Origin of the sequence: Pedobacter caeni (assembly GCF_900129215.1) — a bacterium.
Taxonomy (GTDB): Bacteria; Bacteroidota; Bacteroidia; order Sphingobacteriales; family Sphingobacteriaceae; genus Pedobacter; species Pedobacter caeni.
The window spans coordinates 139270-157273 of record NZ_FQUQ01000002.1 but is presented as its reverse complement, the minus strand read 5'-3'; the positions used below and the strand labels follow the sequence as shown (position 1 = coordinate 157273).

Annotated in this window: 14 protein-coding genes and 1 pseudogene; 7 read left to right on the top strand and 8 right to left on the bottom strand. The window is 41.5% G+C overall.

Going from position 1 to position 18004, the window contains the following annotated elements; all coding sequences use genetic code 11:
- Positions 1–51 precede the first annotated feature (51 nt).
- Together BUC20_RS08020 and BUC20_RS08015 are read right to left on the bottom strand one after the other, a co-directional pair.
- A complete protein-coding gene (locus BUC20_RS08020) occupies positions 52–1482 on the bottom strand; it encodes an HmuY family protein (protein ID WP_073229831.1) in 1431 nt (476 codons plus the stop codon).
- 21 nt (positions 1483–1503) lie between these two features.
- The gene (locus BUC20_RS08015; RefSeq protein ID WP_084528685.1) at positions 1504–3780 is read right to left on the bottom strand and encodes a TonB-dependent receptor; all 2277 of its coding nucleotides are present in this window, start codon (positions 3778–3780) and stop codon (positions 1504–1506) included.
- Positions 3781–3974: 194 nt separating this feature from the next.
- Between BUC20_RS08015 and BUC20_RS08010 the strand changes: the two genes are divergently transcribed.
- Positions 3975–5027: a hypothetical protein gene (locus BUC20_RS08010; protein ID WP_073229828.1), complete on the top strand. Its 1053-nt coding sequence runs from the start codon at positions 3975–3977 to the stop codon at positions 5025–5027.
- Between the two features lie 45 nt (positions 5028–5072).
- Here the strand turns inward: BUC20_RS08010 and BUC20_RS08005 are convergent, their stop codons facing one another.
- Positions 5073–5549 (bottom strand): DUF6702 family protein, encoded by a 477-nt coding sequence (locus BUC20_RS08005; protein WP_073229826.1) that lies wholly within the window; start codon positions 5547–5549, stop codon positions 5073–5075.
- 72 nt (positions 5550–5621) lie between these two features.
- On the opposite strand from BUC20_RS08005, the gene BUC20_RS08000 reads away from it, so the two are divergent.
- Both BUC20_RS08000 and BUC20_RS07995 read left to right on the top strand, forming a co-directional pair.
- Positions 5622–6212, top strand: coding sequence for a HupE/UreJ family protein (locus tag BUC20_RS08000; RefSeq protein ID WP_073229824.1), 591 nt, complete (start codon positions 5622–5624; stop codon positions 6210–6212).
- 56 nt (positions 6213–6268) lie between these two features.
- Positions 6269–8596: a M1 family metallopeptidase gene (locus tag BUC20_RS07995; RefSeq protein ID WP_073229823.1), complete on the top strand. Its 2328-nt coding sequence runs from the start codon at positions 6269–6271 to the stop codon at positions 8594–8596.
- A gap of 43 nt (positions 8597–8639) precedes the next feature.
- Here the strand turns inward: BUC20_RS07995 and BUC20_RS07990 are convergent, their stop codons facing one another.
- From BUC20_RS07990 to BUC20_RS07975, 4 genes are all read right to left on the bottom strand, one after another.
- Positions 8640–9134, bottom strand: a complete 495-nt coding sequence (locus BUC20_RS07990; RefSeq protein WP_073229821.1) for an anthrone oxygenase family protein — start codon at positions 9132–9134, stop codon at positions 8640–8642.
- 14 nt (positions 9135–9148) lie between these two features.
- Complete coding sequence (locus BUC20_RS07985) at positions 9149–9787, bottom strand: NAD(P)-dependent oxidoreductase (protein WP_073229820.1); 639 nt, start codon at positions 9785–9787, stop codon at positions 9149–9151.
- Positions 9788–9856: 69 nt separating this feature from the next.
- The gene (locus tag BUC20_RS07980; RefSeq protein WP_073229818.1) at positions 9857–10660 is read right to left on the bottom strand and encodes a helix-turn-helix domain-containing protein; all 804 of its coding nucleotides are present in this window, start codon (positions 10658–10660) and stop codon (positions 9857–9859) included.
- Between the two features lie 72 nt (positions 10661–10732).
- Entirely contained in the window at positions 10733–11065 is a 333-nt protein-coding gene (locus BUC20_RS07975) for a winged helix-turn-helix transcriptional regulator (protein WP_073229816.1), read from the bottom strand.
- Between the two features lie 289 nt (positions 11066–11354).
- Here BUC20_RS07975 and BUC20_RS07970 point away from each other — a divergent pair, with 289 nt between their 5' ends.
- From BUC20_RS07970 to BUC20_RS07955, 4 genes are all read left to right on the top strand, one after another.
- Positions 11355–11711: a YybH family protein gene (locus tag BUC20_RS07970; RefSeq protein WP_143166744.1), complete on the top strand. Its 357-nt coding sequence runs from the start codon at positions 11355–11357 to the stop codon at positions 11709–11711.
- Positions 11704–12516: a HEAT repeat domain-containing protein gene (locus tag BUC20_RS07965; protein ID WP_073229813.1), complete on the top strand. Its 813-nt coding sequence runs from the start codon at positions 11704–11706 to the stop codon at positions 12514–12516. Before BUC20_RS07970 ends, BUC20_RS07965 begins: the two co-directional genes overlap by 8 nt.
- Before the next feature lie 145 nt (positions 12517–12661).
- Positions 12662–13060: a nuclease A inhibitor family protein gene (locus BUC20_RS07960; protein ID WP_073229811.1), complete on the top strand. Its 399-nt coding sequence runs from the start codon at positions 12662–12664 to the stop codon at positions 13058–13060.
- Between the two features lie 35 nt (positions 13061–13095).
- The gene (locus BUC20_RS07955; RefSeq protein ID WP_073229809.1) at positions 13096–14466 is read left to right on the top strand and encodes a DNA/RNA non-specific endonuclease; all 1371 of its coding nucleotides are present in this window, start codon (positions 13096–13098) and stop codon (positions 14464–14466) included.
- 807 nt (positions 14467–15273) lie between these two features.
- On the opposite strand, the pseudogene BUC20_RS07950 reads toward BUC20_RS07955, so the two are convergent.
- Positions 15274–17901: pseudogene (locus BUC20_RS07950) on the bottom strand (DNA gyrase/topoisomerase IV subunit A); the annotation flags it as partial.
- Between the last annotated feature and the right edge of the window lie 103 nt (positions 17902–18004).

Here is an 18004-nt window from a genome sequence, read left to right as displayed (position 1 = left end):
GGAGCTTCCGGCATCCACCGGAAGCATCCTTCAACCTAAACTAACCAAATTTTAGCCCTTTTTAACGAGTGCATATTCAATCACAGGTTCACCGCGTTTACCGCCATCACCCGATCCCATTGAAATGAATCTCAGTTTATATACATTTCCTGAAGCGTCTTTAATTACATAAAAACGATCCGGCCTGGCTCCTGTTGCAGGCATAGTTGAACGCCATTCGGAACCAATTACATTTCTTTCTGCTTTAAGGCTTGTGCCTGCGATATCACTTTCTTTAAAATTTGCAAATGTGACTTTGCTTGTGAATACTTCTGCTGCCTGAGCACCACCAAGATTATTCATAAATACCACATCAGAATATGCATAAGGATAAGTTAATGTCTCATCTTCTGGTTTATTTAAATCTTTTCCATAATAAATGGACCATGTCCATACAAAATCCCATTTTGTTTTTGCTGGTTCTACATTGACTACCTGCGCATCAGCAGGGAAAGCAACGAAAGTAAAATTGTTTGCAGGGTCTTTCGTAATGTCCAATGTTTTGAAAGTCTTATCTTTTAGCTTAGCGTATTGTAAGACATAACCCGACCCTTTACGCAAAACTCTTATTTTCAATAAATTATCAGCAGAAACATCAAGACCACGAACACCTCCGGCCGGATTCACCACATAAACCATATTCTCTGCGTCTGTTGCAGAAACATTTGAGATGATATCCTTTGTGATGTCCCCCTTCACATTGTCAATATTCGCAAATGACTTCGCTCCGGTAACGCCGGTAGTGATAAAAAGATCATTCAAAATCACATCAGTCTCTGAAACTGCGTTTAAATCTACTTTACCATTCAGTTTAATGGCTGAAGTTCCGTTGGTATTGTTCAATCTAACTCTAAAATCATTTCCTGCTGAAAATCCAAGAACCCACGATTTTCTGTTAACATTCACCATTGAATTACTGCTCAAATCCACATAAACAGAATTTAAGGCTCCACTTCCATCTTCAGTTCCCGCAATACCCTTTAGAGTTAATTGTGAACCTTCAGAAGTAATGGAAGAGAAAGTCAACTGAGATTTGGTGGTCGAACCCATTACAATAGGACTCCCTGCAGAAGTGATGGTAAAGTCTAAAGTTTCTGTCCCATTGATTACCGCATTGGCCACTTTTTTCACTTTAAAGGAAACACCTGATCCTCCTGCCGGAATAGTTAATGACAAAGTGTTGTTGGTCGCTACCGGATCAGTAGTATATTCTGTTCCATAAACCAGTCCTGTTCCCGTTAAGTTGATCGTTAAAGGGATAGCAACGGTACTGGCCATTGATAAGTTAATTTTAATGACCGCTTCTGTTGCCGTAGCTTCAAAACCTTGTTTAGCCGCTTCAAAATTGACCGTATTGTCTGGCAATGGCGGATCAGATTTCTTACAGGAAGTTCCCGCAGTAACTAAAGAGATCAGTAGAAGGAAATGGAAAATTCTTTTCATAATATGCTGTTTTGTTTTTTATTAATTTTTCGACCAATGCATGGTTAAGCCGAGGAAATAAGAACGTCCAACCCCATAAGGGTTACTTCCACCGGATGTATGTGCACCCGATTGCCCTCCGTTAACCCTTAAACGGGTAACATCAAAGACATTCTTTACTCCTGCATTTATCGTCAGGTATTTATTTACAATTTTATTTAAAGTGAGATCAGCGACATGAAAAGACGCTATTTTAGAGAGAATCACCTTGTTTGCATCTGAAGCATCCTGTACGTACATTGGTTTTTTACCAGTAAACTTATAATACAAACTGACATTCGTTCCAATCTTAGGAATCAGGTAACTGATATGTGAACTGACCTCGGGAGTCCATACAAATTCATTGAGATCACCGAATCTGTCCTTGTCTTCAGTGTACTGATTGTAAGTTCCGATATAAGACAGGCCCAAACTCGCCTGAAAAGCTTTCCAGGAAAGCCTGGTATTCCATTCTGCACCGGTTGTTTTATACCTCGCTATATTCATATACTGATTTACAGTGCCAGTTTCACCAATTGGCATCAGACCAATCAGGTCTTTATACTCATTAAAGAATCCGGATAACAACGTATTTAAGCGAATTTCTTCTGTATTCCTGAGGTTCCATGAAAGAGAAGCCTGATAAGTATTGGAATATTCTGCTTTAAGATTTTCATTACCCGACAGGTCATGACTGGCATCTTTAAAGTAGAAATACAACTCTCTGATCGTTGGCGCCCTGAAGCCTCTTGCATACGAGAGCCTTAAGTCCATATCCTTATCCAATCTCAGCTTTGCATGTAGAGAAGGAATGATTGGAGGGGCATCATATACTGAATTCTTCAACAATCTGAAACCAGGGGTAATGTGAATGAACTTGTTCAGTTGTATTTGCCCGGTGAGAAAGAAGGCATAATCATTGATCACTGGCTCTCCCTTAAAACGTCCTCCCTTTCCGGAGTTACGGTTAAATTCGATTCCTGGCTGCAAAACAATTCCCGGCAACAATTTATATTGTAATGCGGATCTGAAAAATGCTGTCCCTAAAATATCTTTATCCTGTGATCCGGGTTCTGTAGATAGGGTTTCTTTTCCTGAGCTCAATTCTGTATCCGTTGATAAGGTTCTGCGGCTATAATCTGTATAGGCAGCGGCGGCGTCGAGGGTAAGCTTATCCGTTAAGATAAAAGAGCCCTGCAACTGGTGAAACCAGCGCTTAGAAAGGTACTTTTTATCTGATACTTTAGGAGAGTTACTGACCGGGCCAAAATAAGATAAGGTTTCATCAGCACCGTTAAACCGGTACCAGACATCCATCTTTCCACTTTTAAATCCTGTTGTTGCAGAAGTTAGCCACTGGTCTTTTGGAAGCCATTCGTTTTGTCGTCCGGTCTGGTTGCCTTTCCATCCACCAAAATTATTGCGTGTACCCGAACCACCAATGTGCCAGCCATTTTTCTGCCAATTGACATTCAGGTATTCATTATGCACTCCTTTATCTTTAAATGCCTGATATTCTTTACCTGCAGTTTCTTCCTGAATCCTTGCAGTGACAGAGAAATGATCACCTCCGCCTCTTTTGGTAATGATGTTAATTACACCAGCCATGGCATCTGTTCCATAAACTACAGACATGGGGCCTTCGATAATCTCGATCCGTTCCACTGTGTTCACATCGATCTGCCCAAGACTTTCTCTTTCTGTGCCCCGATCCATCATGGGTACCCCATCTAAAAGAATTTTAACACCTGAGCTGCTGACATCCATTCCCATCATTTGCGGGTTGCTGATTCCTGTTGCAGGGTCATTTGTAAACCGGAATCCCAGCTCGGTGCTCAATATCGCTTTCAGGTCTGTCGCACCGCGAAGCCTGATCATCTCACTGTTGATGGTTCTGATGTTATAAACAGAATTACGGATGGACTGAGGTTCGTATAAACCGGTAATCACTACTTCTTTTAAATCGTACCCACTTTCCTTCAATAGAATCAATGGGATTTCCTGTTGTTGTCCTGCAGTCACTGATACCGGAACCTCAATTTGTTTCCTGGTATTCGATTGAACAATCAGCAATTGATTTCCCTGAGGAGCAGAAATCCGGAAAGTACCTTTTTCTGAAGTATAAACGATCCTGTTCAAACCTTTCAGGAAAACCATCACATTTGCAGCGGCAGCTCCGTCAGCAGTATTGACCTTACCTGTAATTGCTCCCTCTTTTTCCTGACCTTGTGTAGCCAGAGCAGAGATAAACAGCAAAATAGGAAGCAACAATCGTTTCATTATTAATTTATTTAGAATCGTTTTAAATAACTCCGCAAGTATACGGACTATTTAGAATGCTTCCAAACATTATTTATAATTGTTCTATATAACTGTCGCATTTTTCAGCAATCCCTGAAGAATCGGCTTTTTTATTCCTATAAAGAACCTTATACTTGTAACAATTTTTATCTTTAGAAAACAATTACCACCATATGAAAATACCTCAGTTAGCAGGAACAGTTTTAATCGGAATGGCATCACTTGGTGTATTCATCAGTTGCACTTCCGACGCAAAGAAAACGACCGAACAGAAAAAAACAGTTAATGCCAACGGAGATACCGTTGTTACCGAAGAACCGGAAGTAGGCACAGTGAGAGAGGCAGTAGATACTGCAAAGTATAATTCGCTGTTAGTAAAACTTGCAAATGGTGATACTACAGGCAAATGGCCGGTAAAAAACCAACCTATTCCTTTGGCAGGAGCCATTCTTCCTTTTAAACGTATTGTCGTTTATTATGGAAACCTTCATTCAAAAAAGATGGGTGCTTTAGGAGAATATGCACCTAAAGAAATGTGGAGCAGGTTAAACGCAGAGATCAAACATTGGGAAAAAGCCGATCCTACCACTCCTGTTCAGGCAGGTGTTCATTACATTGCTTCTGTAGCCAGCGGTACACCCGGAACAGACGGCAAATACATCAACCGTATGGGCGACAAGCAGATTGATTCTGTCTTGAAGATCGCTAAAATGCAGAACGCTATTGTATTCTTAGACATACAGGTAGGTTTAAGCAATATCAAAGCAGAGTTACCAAGATTAGAAAAATACCTTAAACTACCACAGGTACATTTAGGTATTGACCCTGAATTCTCTATGAAGGATGGCAGCAAACCAGGAAAAAGAATCGGAACTTATGATGCAGCAGATGTGAATTACTGTGCAGAGTATCTGGCTAACCTGGTTAAGAAGAACAACCTTCCTCCAAAAGTATTTGTGATTCACCGTTTCACAAGAAAAATGTTCACCAACTATCAGAATGTAAAGCTTCGTCCTGAAGTTCAAATTGTGATGCACATGGATGGATGGGGTGAACCAGAACTTAAAAAAGGAACTTACCGTCACTTTATCTTCCCTGAACCGGTTCAGTTCACCGGATTTAAATTGTTCTACAAAAATGATTTAAAGAAAGCTCCAAACAGGTTATTGACACCTGAAGAGTTGTTGAAACTAAAACCAATACCGATTTACATACAATATCAATAAGATAAAAAAAGAGGATGCCATAAAGCATCCTCTTTTTTTATGCTCCTAAAAGCTCATTCTTGCCTGACTTTTAGGATTGTCCAGTTTAGTACTTTTCCGGCTGCCGTTTACCGTCACATGCACCATGTTCGATTGGGACTCATGTTCCTCAAAAAGTATATTGTTGTTGATATCGAAGGTTTTAATTGCCGCCACCGGTGCTGTTTCAAAATAACACCAGGCCGCATCTTCTTCAATCTCATAACCGATGTACTTCAAAACCAGTGATTTTTGATTTGCTTTCACCTGTAAATGTTTTTGGACATAATCAGCAATCAACTGGTCTACCTTTTTACGGTCCACAGGTTTTAAGATGTTCACTTTTGTTTTGTATTGATGATCCAGTGCTTTTTCAAAATCATCAAAGAAGATACGCACACTCACCTGTACTGCTTTTGTTTTGGAATTCTGGGTGATTTCCGTAACACTAACATAAAAAGGGTGAAAGAGATGAAGGAAGGAGATCAATAAAACCTGTAACATAGTTGTTTGTAAACGACCTTAAATTAAAAAAAAGTTTGTATAATTAATTCAAAATTACGATTTTAAACCCCAATGCAAGACTTTTGGCTCTATTTCCAGTTAGGATGGCAACATATTTTAGACTGGCAAGGATATGATCATATCCTGTTTGTGGTGGTATTGTGCGTTAATTATGCCATCAGTGACTGGAAAAAGGTCCTGATCCTGGTTACCGCTTTCACTGTTGGACATAGCATTACCCTGGCATTGAGCGTCTTCAAACTCGTTACCATCAACACCCCATTAATAGAATTCCTGATTCCTGTTACCATTCTGATTACCTCAGTTTCCAATATTCTGAGCAAGAAGCCTAAACACAGGGGTTCAAATTTCAAATATGCTCTTGCCCTGTTCTTTGGTCTTATTCATGGTATGGGTTTCTCAAATTACCTCAAAAGCTTACTTGGAAAGAGCAGCAATATCGTCGGGGAACTCTTTGCCTTTAACCTCGGACTGGAGTTTGGACAGGTCATCATTGTGGTCGGTATCCTCCTGCTTTCCTTCTTCCTCATCTGGATTGTAAAAATAAAGCGATGGGACTGGAATTTCTTCATCTCATCTGCTATATTTGGAATATCATTTATCATGGCTGCAGAGCGATTTTCCGCTGCTTTTTTAAATTGACCTGCTAAAATACCGGCGGCGAACCACACCAACAGACCACCCTATTCCTAAAACCAATGAAAAGAAATTTACTGCTATTTGCTGCTATTTTTTTAAGTATACATACCTATGCCCAACATTTAAATAACCCCGGTTCTAACCATGGGAATAAATTTGAACAGTTGGGAACCATCATTTCAGACCCCAATTCTTACCGTTCGGCCTCTGGTGCACCTGGGCCAGCTTATTGGCAACAAAGGGCAGATTATGATATTAAAGCCGAACTCGACGAAAAAAACCTCCTGCTTACCGGCTCAGAATCGATCACATATTACAACAATTCGCCTGATCCTTTGAGCTACTTATGGGTACAGCTTGATGAAAACGAGCATAAAGCTACCAGCGACAATAAGCTTACTGAAACCAGTAAGATGACCGATCAGATGACTTACCAGTCGCTTTCCGGTATTATTGGCGGAGCAAATGATCTTGGTGTAAAAATCCTTAAAGTAACAGACGAAAAAGGGACTCCTCTTCCTTATACCATCAACAATACGATGATGAGAATTGACTTACCTGCAACGCTTCAGTCAAAAGGAAAATATAAATTAAACATCTCCTGGAACTATAAAATCTCTAACCGGATGACCGTTGGTGGCAGAGGTGGATATGAATATTTTGCAGAGGACGATAACTACCTGTTTACCATTACCCAATGGTTCCCAAGAATGGCCGTTTACTCGGATTTTCAGGGCTGGCAAAATAAACAATTTGAAGGCAGAGGGGAATTTGCCCTGGTTTTCGGAAACTATAAAGTAAACATGACCGTTCCTGCAGATCATGTTGTGGGTGCCACAGGAGAATGTCTGAACTATGCTCAGGTATTGAACAGCAGCAATCTGAAAAGGTGGAACGAGGCGCAAACCGCAAAAACACCCGTAGAGATTGTCAACCTGGAAGAGGCAAAGTCGGCAATGACAAAGAAATCTACCTCCAAAAAGACCTGGACTTATGCTGCAGAAAATGTGAGGGATTTTGCCTGGGTATCTTCCCGCCGTTTGGTATGGGATGCGATGGCCACCAATATCAATGGCAAAAAGATCATGGCCATGTCTTATTATGGGCCTGAAGCCTATCCTTTGTACAATAAATACTCCACCAAGGTGGTTGCTCATACCTTAAAAGTGTATTCAAAACATACCATCCCCTATCCTTATCCGGTAGCGATCTCTGTGGAGGCCGCAAACGGAATGGAATATCCGATGATCTGCTTCAATCATGGCCGTGCGGAAAAAGATGGAACTTATACAGAAGCGATTAAATACGGAATGATCGGTGTGATCATTCACGAGGTAGGACATAACTTTTTCCCTATGATCGTCAACTCTGATGAAAGACAATGGTCATGGATGGACGAAGGACTCAATACCTTCTGTCAGTATATGGCAGAGCAGGAATGGGACAACAATTACCCTTCACAACGTGGCCCGGCACACAAGATCGTGGATTATATGAAAATGCCTAAGGATCAGCTGGAACCCATCATGACGAATTCGGAGAACATCATCAATTTCGGCCCGAATGCTTATGCTAAACCGGCAACAGCACTAAACATCTTAAGAGAAACCGTGATGGGCAGGGAATTGTTCGATTATGCTTTCAAAGAATATGCAAAGCGATGGGCTTTTAAACACCCTACCCCTGCCGACCTGTTCAGAACAATGGAAGATGCCTCTGCTGTAGATCTTGACTGGTTTTGGAGAGGCTGGTTTTTTGGAACAGATCCGGTAGATATTGCCCTGAATGATGTCCGTTATTATCAGATGAACAGCAGGAAACAGGAGCTGGAGAATAAAGAAGCTCAGAAAACATTTGAGAGGAACAATGACAACATCAGCAGGGAAAGAAACCGTAAAGAAGGCCTGAAATTTGCCGTAGAGCAGGATACCAGTCTGAAAGATTTTTACAATAAATTTAACCGGTTTGAGGTAAGCAAAACTGCTGATGAGCAGTTCCAAAAGTATTATTCTTCCTTATCTGCTGAGGAGAAAAAGTTATATGAAAGCAAAAAGAACTTTTATGAACTTGATTTCTCCAATGAAGGCGGATTGGTGATGCCCATTATCATCGAATGGACCTTTAAAGATGGAAGCAAAGAAACAGACCGCATCCCTGCTTATATCTGGAGAAAGGATGAAAACAAAGTGACTAAAGTTTTTGCAAAAGATAAAGAAGTGGTTGCCGTACAAATTGACCCCTACCGTGAAACTGCTGATATCAATGAAGATAACAATTCATGGCCGAGAAAAGCAAAACCTTCGAGGTTTGAATTGTTTAAACAACAGCAAGGGCCAAGGGGTGCTTCTGCAGCGCCAAACCCGATGCAACAGTCCAGACAAAATTAACCGGCAGCGTTCCGGTGACCACTCCTTTATTCATCAGGGTTTGTTAATCTTTTTTCAAACAGGCAATCACCAATAAGATCAGGGAGAAACCGGAACAGACCGTCCTCAAGGTATGCCAGTTATTCCAGGATCCGGCAAAAGCATCACGCATTACTTTTACCTGTTCCGCTGAAGCACCTTTCAATGAGAATGCTTCCAGCTGATTGTTCAATGGGATATTTCTCAGAATCGTGACGCCAAAGCCGCCAGTAATGAAGATGAGAGCGGCAGCCAATATCCAGATAAACTTAGCAGAGAAGGGGCCTTTTCTAAAACCAACTACGGTCAGTACCAGAAATAAAGGACTGCCTAAAAAGCCAAAGAGAAATACAGGGTTTACAATGGCCCTGTTGATTTCCTGCATCGCCTGTATATATTGTGCATCGGGGAGCTGCATAAAAGCGGGATTCACAGCTACTGAAAAAGCATAAAACAAGCCCGCGATTAAGGCAGTGGTAATGGTGGCCAGCGCCAGTAAAGAAGATTTATATCTGGTCATAACAGAAAAACTTGTTAATAGGATATCCCCGGGGTTTGATGAATATAAGTTCGGTCGTTTAATTGTTTCAGCATAAAATCAGCCACATCGGCACGGGAAACTTTTACCTGGATATTTTGATCAGTCGCAGGGAAGCCATGTCTGTAAACACCGGTTTTTCCTGTATCCGTTAAATTTCCGGGACGGACAATCACCCAGTCCAGCTTACTTTTTTTAATATATTGTTCCTGAAGCTCGTGGTCTTTAAATGTTTTACCGAGTATAAAACGAACGATGATGTGCTTGAAAACAAATGAGGTTTTATCCAACACTTTTAAACTATCCCCATACCCCAGAGAAGTCTGACAGATCAACCGGCTGACACCCGTACTTTCCATCGCCTCAATGATGTTCTTTGTGCCCTGAGAACGCAATACCCCAACCTTAGTTGCCGGAGAACCCAGCGCCGATAAAACTGCATCCTGTCCCTGCATCACAGGAATCAGGGATTCCCGGTTCATGACATCTCCTTTAAAGGTTTTCAGGTTTGGATGCTGGAAAGATAATTTTGATGGATCACGGACAAATGCGGTTACCGTATGTCCTTGTTCAAGCGCCTGTTCCAAAATATGGCGGCCTGTACCACCTGTTGATCCGAAAATAAGTAATTTCATTTCTGTCTTTTTTTAAGACAATATTAAGCCACATCCGATTGGAAAAATAGAACAAAACCGACAAGGGTATTATTTTATCAGTTCGGGGAAGTGATCGGCAACCTTATTTGCTTGTTTTTGATATTGATAAGGGGAAAAACCTGCAAATTCTTTGAAAGTCCGGATAAAATGCGACTGATCAGCATAGCCATTTTCATAAGCGATGTCAGAAAGCTTTTCATATTCGTTATTTTTCAACTGACTCAAAGAAGCCTGAAAGCCGCAGATCCGGGAAAACATTTTTGGAGAGATCCCCACATGTTGCTTGAATTTTCTTTCGAGACTCCGTTCCGACACTTTCAACTCTTCCTGCAATGCCTTTAAGGAAGCCGTTCCTTTCGATTGGATCATCATCGACAAGACGTAATCCGTCTGTGCATCTGTTTTATGATCGTTTTTACAAATCTCGGCAAAAAGGTAAGCACAAAGCATATTGATCTGCGCAGATATACTGTCCATATTCAGCAATTGCTCTCTTAAATAATATCCCTGTTTGGTCGCTAACAAGTCCAGATCCATACAGGTATCTGTCAGCTCATTTGCATTTAATCCAAAAATAGATTTCAGGGCATTCGGAAAAAAACAAAGGCCTATCATGGTAGATTTTCCAAGTGAAATTTCGGCATGGGTCGTTGCCTGGCCATATAAAAGAACATTCGGAATCTCCTTGTTGTTCTGTTTAAGCAATCCGGTTGCCCCATTTTGAAAGATTAAGCCTGGGCTACCATCTGCTATGATACTGAATTGTTCATTCATAGTCCCAACCTCCAGTGTCCAGATATAGCGGACATAGTTGCTCAGGTATGCCGGAGTATGGATTTGTTCGTACCTCATTTTCGTATCACAACAGGGTTTTGGTAGTTTTTGAATAAATTTATCTCTAATTATCTGAAAATCAAAACATCATTATTCGTTTTTCAGCAATCCCTCTCCCCAGGCATTCAGTTGCCATAATATTTTAACCAGGTCATGGCCAGTCCTGGTTAAATGATATTCTACTTCAAGAGGTTTTAGTTTAACCACCTGTTTTACCACCAGACCGCTTTCTTCCAATTCCTTAAGCTGTCGGCTTAACACCCTGCGGTTAATATCAGCAATATGATAAAAGAACTCCGAAGGCCGCTTCAGCCCTTGTTGCAGATGCCATACAATGGGAATTTTCCATTTTCCACTAATGGTATTTACTGCATGCTCCAGGGGACAGATTTTGTTTGCATCTACTCGGATTTTGTTTTTCATCAGTATATATATGATATTTTTCGTGTTATTTATTGATTTTGAAATGTTCTAAAGAGCAAGTAAACCTGGTTTATTGGTTATGAAGCGATCATAGCCTTGGTATTACACATTGACATTTATTGTTTTCAACGCCATTCAGGAGCTCATAAACCCGGTTCATTTCGTTGTGTAATCTGTAAGATCATGATGATTTCATTCAATAATTTAAAAATAGGATAGGACAATTTTGTCCCATATTGACTTTACAGATGATCTGGCCGAATTTAGCATTTCAAAAAACGTTAAGGAAATGAAAGAAGAAATAATGCAGAGAAACCAGCTGTTCAACCAGTTTGTAAACGAGAAAAACAACACAGAATTGTCGGCACTATACAGCGAAGATGCCTTGCTTTATCCTCCTAAACAAACCGTTATCAAAGGAAAAGATGCGATCAGCGATTTCTTTGGAGCCGTCTTCAACCAGGGAATCAATAAAGGTGATTTTTCAACAAAAGAGATCAGCATTGAAGGAAACCTTGCTTATGAGACTGGAGACTACCTGCTTTTTGCAGGAAACGATCAGGTCGTTGCTCAAGGGCATTATTTATACGTCTGGAAATACATTAACGGAATATGGTATATACATCAGGACATTTGGAATGACTAATCAGAAACCAGTATTACAAACACGGAAAGGAGCATTGACAAAAACAAAGATACCGGCAGAGGTAATGGAGCTTTTGAACCAGGGAACAATGGCTTCGGTAAATTTAACCGAATGGCTTGCCGTAGATCACTTACAACTCCTCGGTTATGTTTTTAAAGACCAACCGCATTACCTTAATAAATGCAGGGAAAATGTACAGAATTTAGCGCAGAACAGTATAAGAAACGTTACCATAGAGATTGGCAGAACATTGTTAACAGAAAGCAGCAAAAGCCGGGACCTCCAACTTTTACCCTTTCTTAGCCAACATGCTTCAGATAGTGTCCGTTGCTGGGCTTGTTATCTCATAGGCCTGGATCAGGACTTAGCTCTTCAGGAAAAGCTGAAGGCAATTCAACCTTTTGCTGCAGATGAACATTTCGGCGTCAGGGAAATTGCCTGGATGGCCTTGAGAACAGACCTGAGCAATCATCTTCCGGAGGGAATTTCCATTCTTTCTGAATGGGCAAAATCGAAAAATGAAAATATCCGGAGGTTTGCGGTCGAATCCATCAGACCCTGCGGCGTCTGGTGTAAACACATCAATACCTTAAAAGAACAGCCTCAACTTGCATCAGTGATTCTTGAAGCACTAAAGGCCGATCCTTCTCCGTATGTGCAACTTTCTGTTGGAAACTGGTTAAATGATGCCGGAAAGACCAATTCCCTTTGGCTGACTACCCTATGTGATCAATGGATGGAAAAAAGTCCGGGTAAAGCCACCACCCAAATCATCAAAAAGGCCTTGAGAAACCTGAAGCACTAAAAAAAGCTTCGGGTTTCTATGCCCCCGGAAAAGCATTACAACGCAATTCCCGGTTAAAAAATCATGAAATTTTCATTACCCTTTAAAGGAACGCACTTTCTTAAGGTTTAGCGGTTATCTTTAATAAAAAATAACCCATCTACCCATGGAAAACCAAATTTTACCAGAATTATCAACCAAGATTCAGGGACTCTTCTACCTTAGTGAATCTGAGGCTCCCTTAGTGATTGAGAAGCTAGGAGCGCTTCCAAAAGAACAAGTAAATGCAAAGATCGCAGAACTGAATGCCGCGGCTCCTGAGACGCTGATTGCAGTAGAGCCTGCAAGCTTTTTTGAAAAGATCCTGAAAAGCGCAGATCCCAATGACGACATCGTGCTGGCCAATGCCAATAAGTTCCAGGAACTGCATGCCTTTTTGAAAAGCAATTTCTCCGGAATTCAGGTTACCCGTATTGAAGACGGCGTAAAAGTCCCGATTATCATTACAGCGTTTTTACCAGACCACACTTGTATTGCGCTAACAACCTATGCCATTGAATCTTAATCCATTCTATTGAAAAACTAAAAAATAATCTCCTTATGAAAAATTTTATGAAACATTTCTATGTACTGGGCATGCTATGTCTGGTCCTGGCCTCCTGTAAAAAAGAATCACAACCGCAGCCGGAACTAATCAGCAATCAAAAGGCAAGTTCAGTACAGACTGAAAGCACCCAATTGTTGACAGAAGGTTTTGAAACCGGCAGCAAAGGTGCTTACGCTTCTGCTGCTGTGACATTGGGTTCAGGCTCCTGGACCATGGATGACGCCCTGATCGGTAACCTTGCCGGAGATGTAAAATCAGGCAGTCAGTCTGCCAGAATCCGCAATACAGGTTCCTTGTCCATGAACTTTAACATCAGTGCAAATGACAGCACTACCGTTAAAATTGACCATGCTAAATATGGGAGCGATGCTTCCAGTACCTGGCAATTATGGATTTCAACAAATGGTGGCAGCAGCTATACACAAGTAGGCAGTACCATTACCAGCAGCTCTTCGACCTTACAGACAGCAAGCTTTCAGATCAGCAATACAGGCAATATCCGCCTGTCTGTACGTAAAGTTTCAGGTGGCACCAACCGGATCAATATTGACAACATCAGCATAAGTACAGGTACTGGTGGCGGAACAAATCCGGGAGGTGGACCTACTGCAGGAGATGACAGCCATCTGTTACTTGGCAATCCGAATGCTGCAGTTGCAAACATCACCTCTCCAAATAACTACCTGATGGATCAAACCTATTATACCATCTCTTATAACCGCGACAGAGGAACACCGAACTGGGTGAGCTGGCATATCCAGTCTTCTGATATCGGAAGCACGTCAAGAACCAATGATTTCAGAGCAGATGCGGCATTGCCTTCCGGCTGGTATCAGGTACAAAGCAGCAGTTATTCGGGTTCAGGATTTGACAGAGGACACAATTGCCCATCCGGCGACAGAACTTCTTCGACTACGGCAAACTCCTCTACCTTCCTCATGACAAATATGATTCCTCAGGCGCCAAATAACAACCAACAAACATGGGAAGGCCTGGAAAGCTATACCCGTGGTCTGGTAAGTGCAGGTAATGAGGTGTATGTAATTGCCGGTTCTTATGGAACGGGAGGAACGGGCTCTAATGGAGGTGTAACCAACACCATCAATAATGGAAATGTGACTGTTCCATCTAACGTATGGAAAATCATTGTGGTCTTGCCAAACGGGAATAATGACATCAGCAGAATTACCAGCACAACAAGAGTAATTGCCATCAATACACCAAATACAAATACCATTAACAGCGACTGGAAGACTTACAGAACTTCAGTGAACAGCATAGAAACAGCTACGGGCTATAACTTCTTTGCAAGCATTCCTGCAACGGTCCGTACTGCCCTTAAACAGAATGTAGACAACCAGTAAAAAAAGATAAAATACAAAAGAGCCGCCTTAAACATAATTAAGGCGGCTCTTTTAGGTTATCGGAACTTAAAATAATCCCAGTTGTCCTTTATCGTCTATTTCAACGTCATCAGGATTTGTGATCTCTAAGGTGATCTTTTTTATTGGTTTATCTTCTTTTGGCTTTGGATCATTCCAGGCCTTTTTAGCTTTTACCGGAGCCGCTGGTTTCTCCTCAGCAGGTGTTACTGGTGTTTCAGCAGCCAGGGCCTCATTATCTGTTGAAGGCACTGCAGATTCTTCTGCAATTGGAAGACTTTCTTTCGGTTGTTCCTCAGGAGTTGCTTCGGCCACAGGCTGTGCTGTTACCGGCTTGTCTGCTTTAGGTACAGTAAAAGGTTTCTTTTTAACCACAGGTTCTTTTGCAACTGGCGCTGCTTCAACCGGCGTTTCTGCTACTTCTTTAACAGCTGCTGCTTCAACCGTTAAGTCGATCACCTGCTCAGTTACAGGCGCTTCAACTACAGGTTCTGCTGCTACTGATGCTTCAGCAACAGGCTTTTCGGCAACTGCTTTTTTTACTTTTGTGGCCACAGCCTTCACAGGAACCTTTTTCTCTTCCTCTTTTTCCTCAGTAATTCCGTTTTCTTTCCCAACAACTTCCGAAACATTTTCAACAGCTTCCGGAATTTCTCCGACAAATACCTGACCTTCTTCTTTTTCTTCAATTATTTCCGAAATCTCTTCGGCAACTTCTGAAAGTTCCGATTCAGCGATCACTTTAAATTCAGGAACATCTGCTGGTTCAGCATCCTCTTCTTCATCAGGTTTAGACTCATCGTCTCCTCCCTCAGTTTCAGTAACAGCAGATTTTTCATCTGTAGATTCCGCATCTGTATCTTCTATAATTTCTTCCTCTGCTGATGCATCTGCTTTTCCTTCTTCTTCCAGTTCTTCTTCTTCATGATTGAAGATCTCAATATTTTGAACATCATGTTGTGTCAGTCGGTTTCCATTAGCACGGATTCCTTTCACATCAATAAATTCTGCCAGCAGGATTTCCAGGGTCTCAGGAATCTGCGTTTTACCTTTCAGCACATCTACTTTCAACATGGCTTCAGGATTGCTCGTCAGGTGAAGGAATTTTGATCCGTTCTCCTCAGAGATCAGACTTAGTTTTTTTCCTACCCCGATTGCTTCAAAAACAAAACGTTTGATAAAGTGATTTTTCGCTTTCCCTTCATATTGCACTACTGCAAATGGCTTTTCAGGATCAAACTTCTGAATCAGCACCAGGTCCGCATCAAAGTGATTGCTCAGCTCAAAGGTGCTCAACTCATACCAACCATCTTTATGCACCTGAAGGATCTTATCATCACCATCAAATTCACCAAGATACTTGCCACGGCCGTCTACATTCAGTCTTCTCAAAAGATCATCATACCAGATCTTTAATCCGGATAAGGTAGATACCCCTTTACTTTTCAGCAATACTTTTTTGATCGGGTATTTGGACACAATATTCCCTTGTGATCCACGTCCTTTGATCGCAATATCTGCATAATCCAGGTCGAATTGGAGTTTCTTTAACTTGGTATGCGGTTTCAGCAGGACCGTTACAATCTCCGCTTCTCCGTTAGGGTTTGCCGTAAAGTACAACATTTTAGAGCCTTTACTTCCCTTGGTCAGGTCGTATTCCTTATCACGCGTTACGCCTACAACTGCAAATCGTTTCACGTAAGAAATTCCACTCGCCCCATCTTTATAGATCATATTGTAAATGGTCCGCTCATCTCCTTTTTTAAAGACCTGAGCATGGAGGATACCTTTCCCTACAAAATTCTTATCGGCAACTTTGGTGATGATACATTTACCATCTTCCCTGAACACAATAATTTCGTCCAGATCAGAACAATCTGCAATAAACTCATCTTTACGCAAGCCGGTTCCGATAAAACCATCCTCACGGTTCATGTATAATTTCACATTGGCCAAAGCAACTTTCGAAGCCTCCACCCTGTCGAACAAACGGATTTCCGTTTTACGTTCTCTTCCTTTACTGTATTTATCCAGTAACCTCTGGAACCAGGCAATGGCATATTCCGTCAGGTGACGCAAGTGATTTTTAACTACTTTAATCTCATCAGCCAAAGATTTCATCTGCTCATCCGCTTTTTTAACATCAAAGCGGGTGATGCTGCTCATCGGTTTATCGATCAGCTTCTTAAAATCCTCCGGAAGGATCTCCCGGTAAAGCTGTTCCATGAACGGGGCGAATAATTTATTCAGCACCTCGACTACGACATCAAAGTTTCCTGAATTTTCATATTCCGCGTTTTTATACATCCCCTCCTGGATAAAGAGCTTTAACAATGAGCTAAAGAAAATTTTCTCCTGAAGTTCATGTAACTTGATCTCTAATTCCTGTTTCAGTAAAGCCTTGGTGTTTTGCGTATTCTCGATGAGAATATCATTCACACTCAGGAAATGAGGCTTATCCCCTTTAATGATACAGGTATTCGGGGAGATCGAGACTTCGCAGGAAGTAAAGGCATAGAGGGCATCAATGGTCACATCCGGAGAAATTCCGGGTGCCAGCTGAACCACAATCTCTACATGTGCTGCCGTATTATCCTCAATCTTTTTGATTTTGATCTTTCCCTTATCATTGGCCGACAGGATACTGTCGATCACAGAGCCCGTAGTGGTGCTGAAAGGAATTTCCGTGATGACCAGTGTTTTCTTGTCTTTCTCGGTAATTTTGGCCCTCACCCTGATTTTACCACCACGCATACCTTCATTATATGCAGAAAAGTCTGCCATTCCTCCGGTAAAGAAATCAGGTAATATATTTGGGCGATGCCCTTTTAATGATTCAATAGAAGCCTCCAGCAATTCAATAAAATTGTGGGGCATGACTTTCGTTGCCAGACCTACCGCAATACCTTCTGCTCCCTGTGCCAATAGCAAAGGAAACTTTACGGGTAAAGTGACTGGTTCATTGTTACGGCCATCATAACTCAATTGCCATACGGTAGTATCCCCATTGAATACCACTTCATTTGCAAATTTAGACAGACGGGCTTCGATGTAACGCGGAGCAGCAGCACTATCGCCGGTAATCGGGTCACCCCAGTTTCCCTGGCAATCGATCAGCAGATCTTTTTGCCCGATCTGCACCATTGCATCCCCGATTGAGGCATCCCCATGCGGGTGATACTTCATCGTATTTCCAATAACGTTTGCTGCTTTATTAAAACGGCCGTCGTCCATTTCTTTCAGCGAGTGTAAAATGCGTCGCTGAACAGGTTTTAAACCATCATTAATGTGTGGTACTGCCCGATCAAGAATGACATAAGAAGCATAATCGAGGAACCAGTTTTCGTAAAGTCCATTGATGGGAATTACGGTATGTTTGCTTTCTTCGTTTATGTTGTTTTCTATTTCTTCGCTCATCAAAAAAGGATTGGATGTTGTAAATATAAGGGTTGAAAACGAAATTTTAAGAACTGAGTTGTTAACAGTCCTTTGTTAAGAAACACCCCTTTTTCAAGAAGAC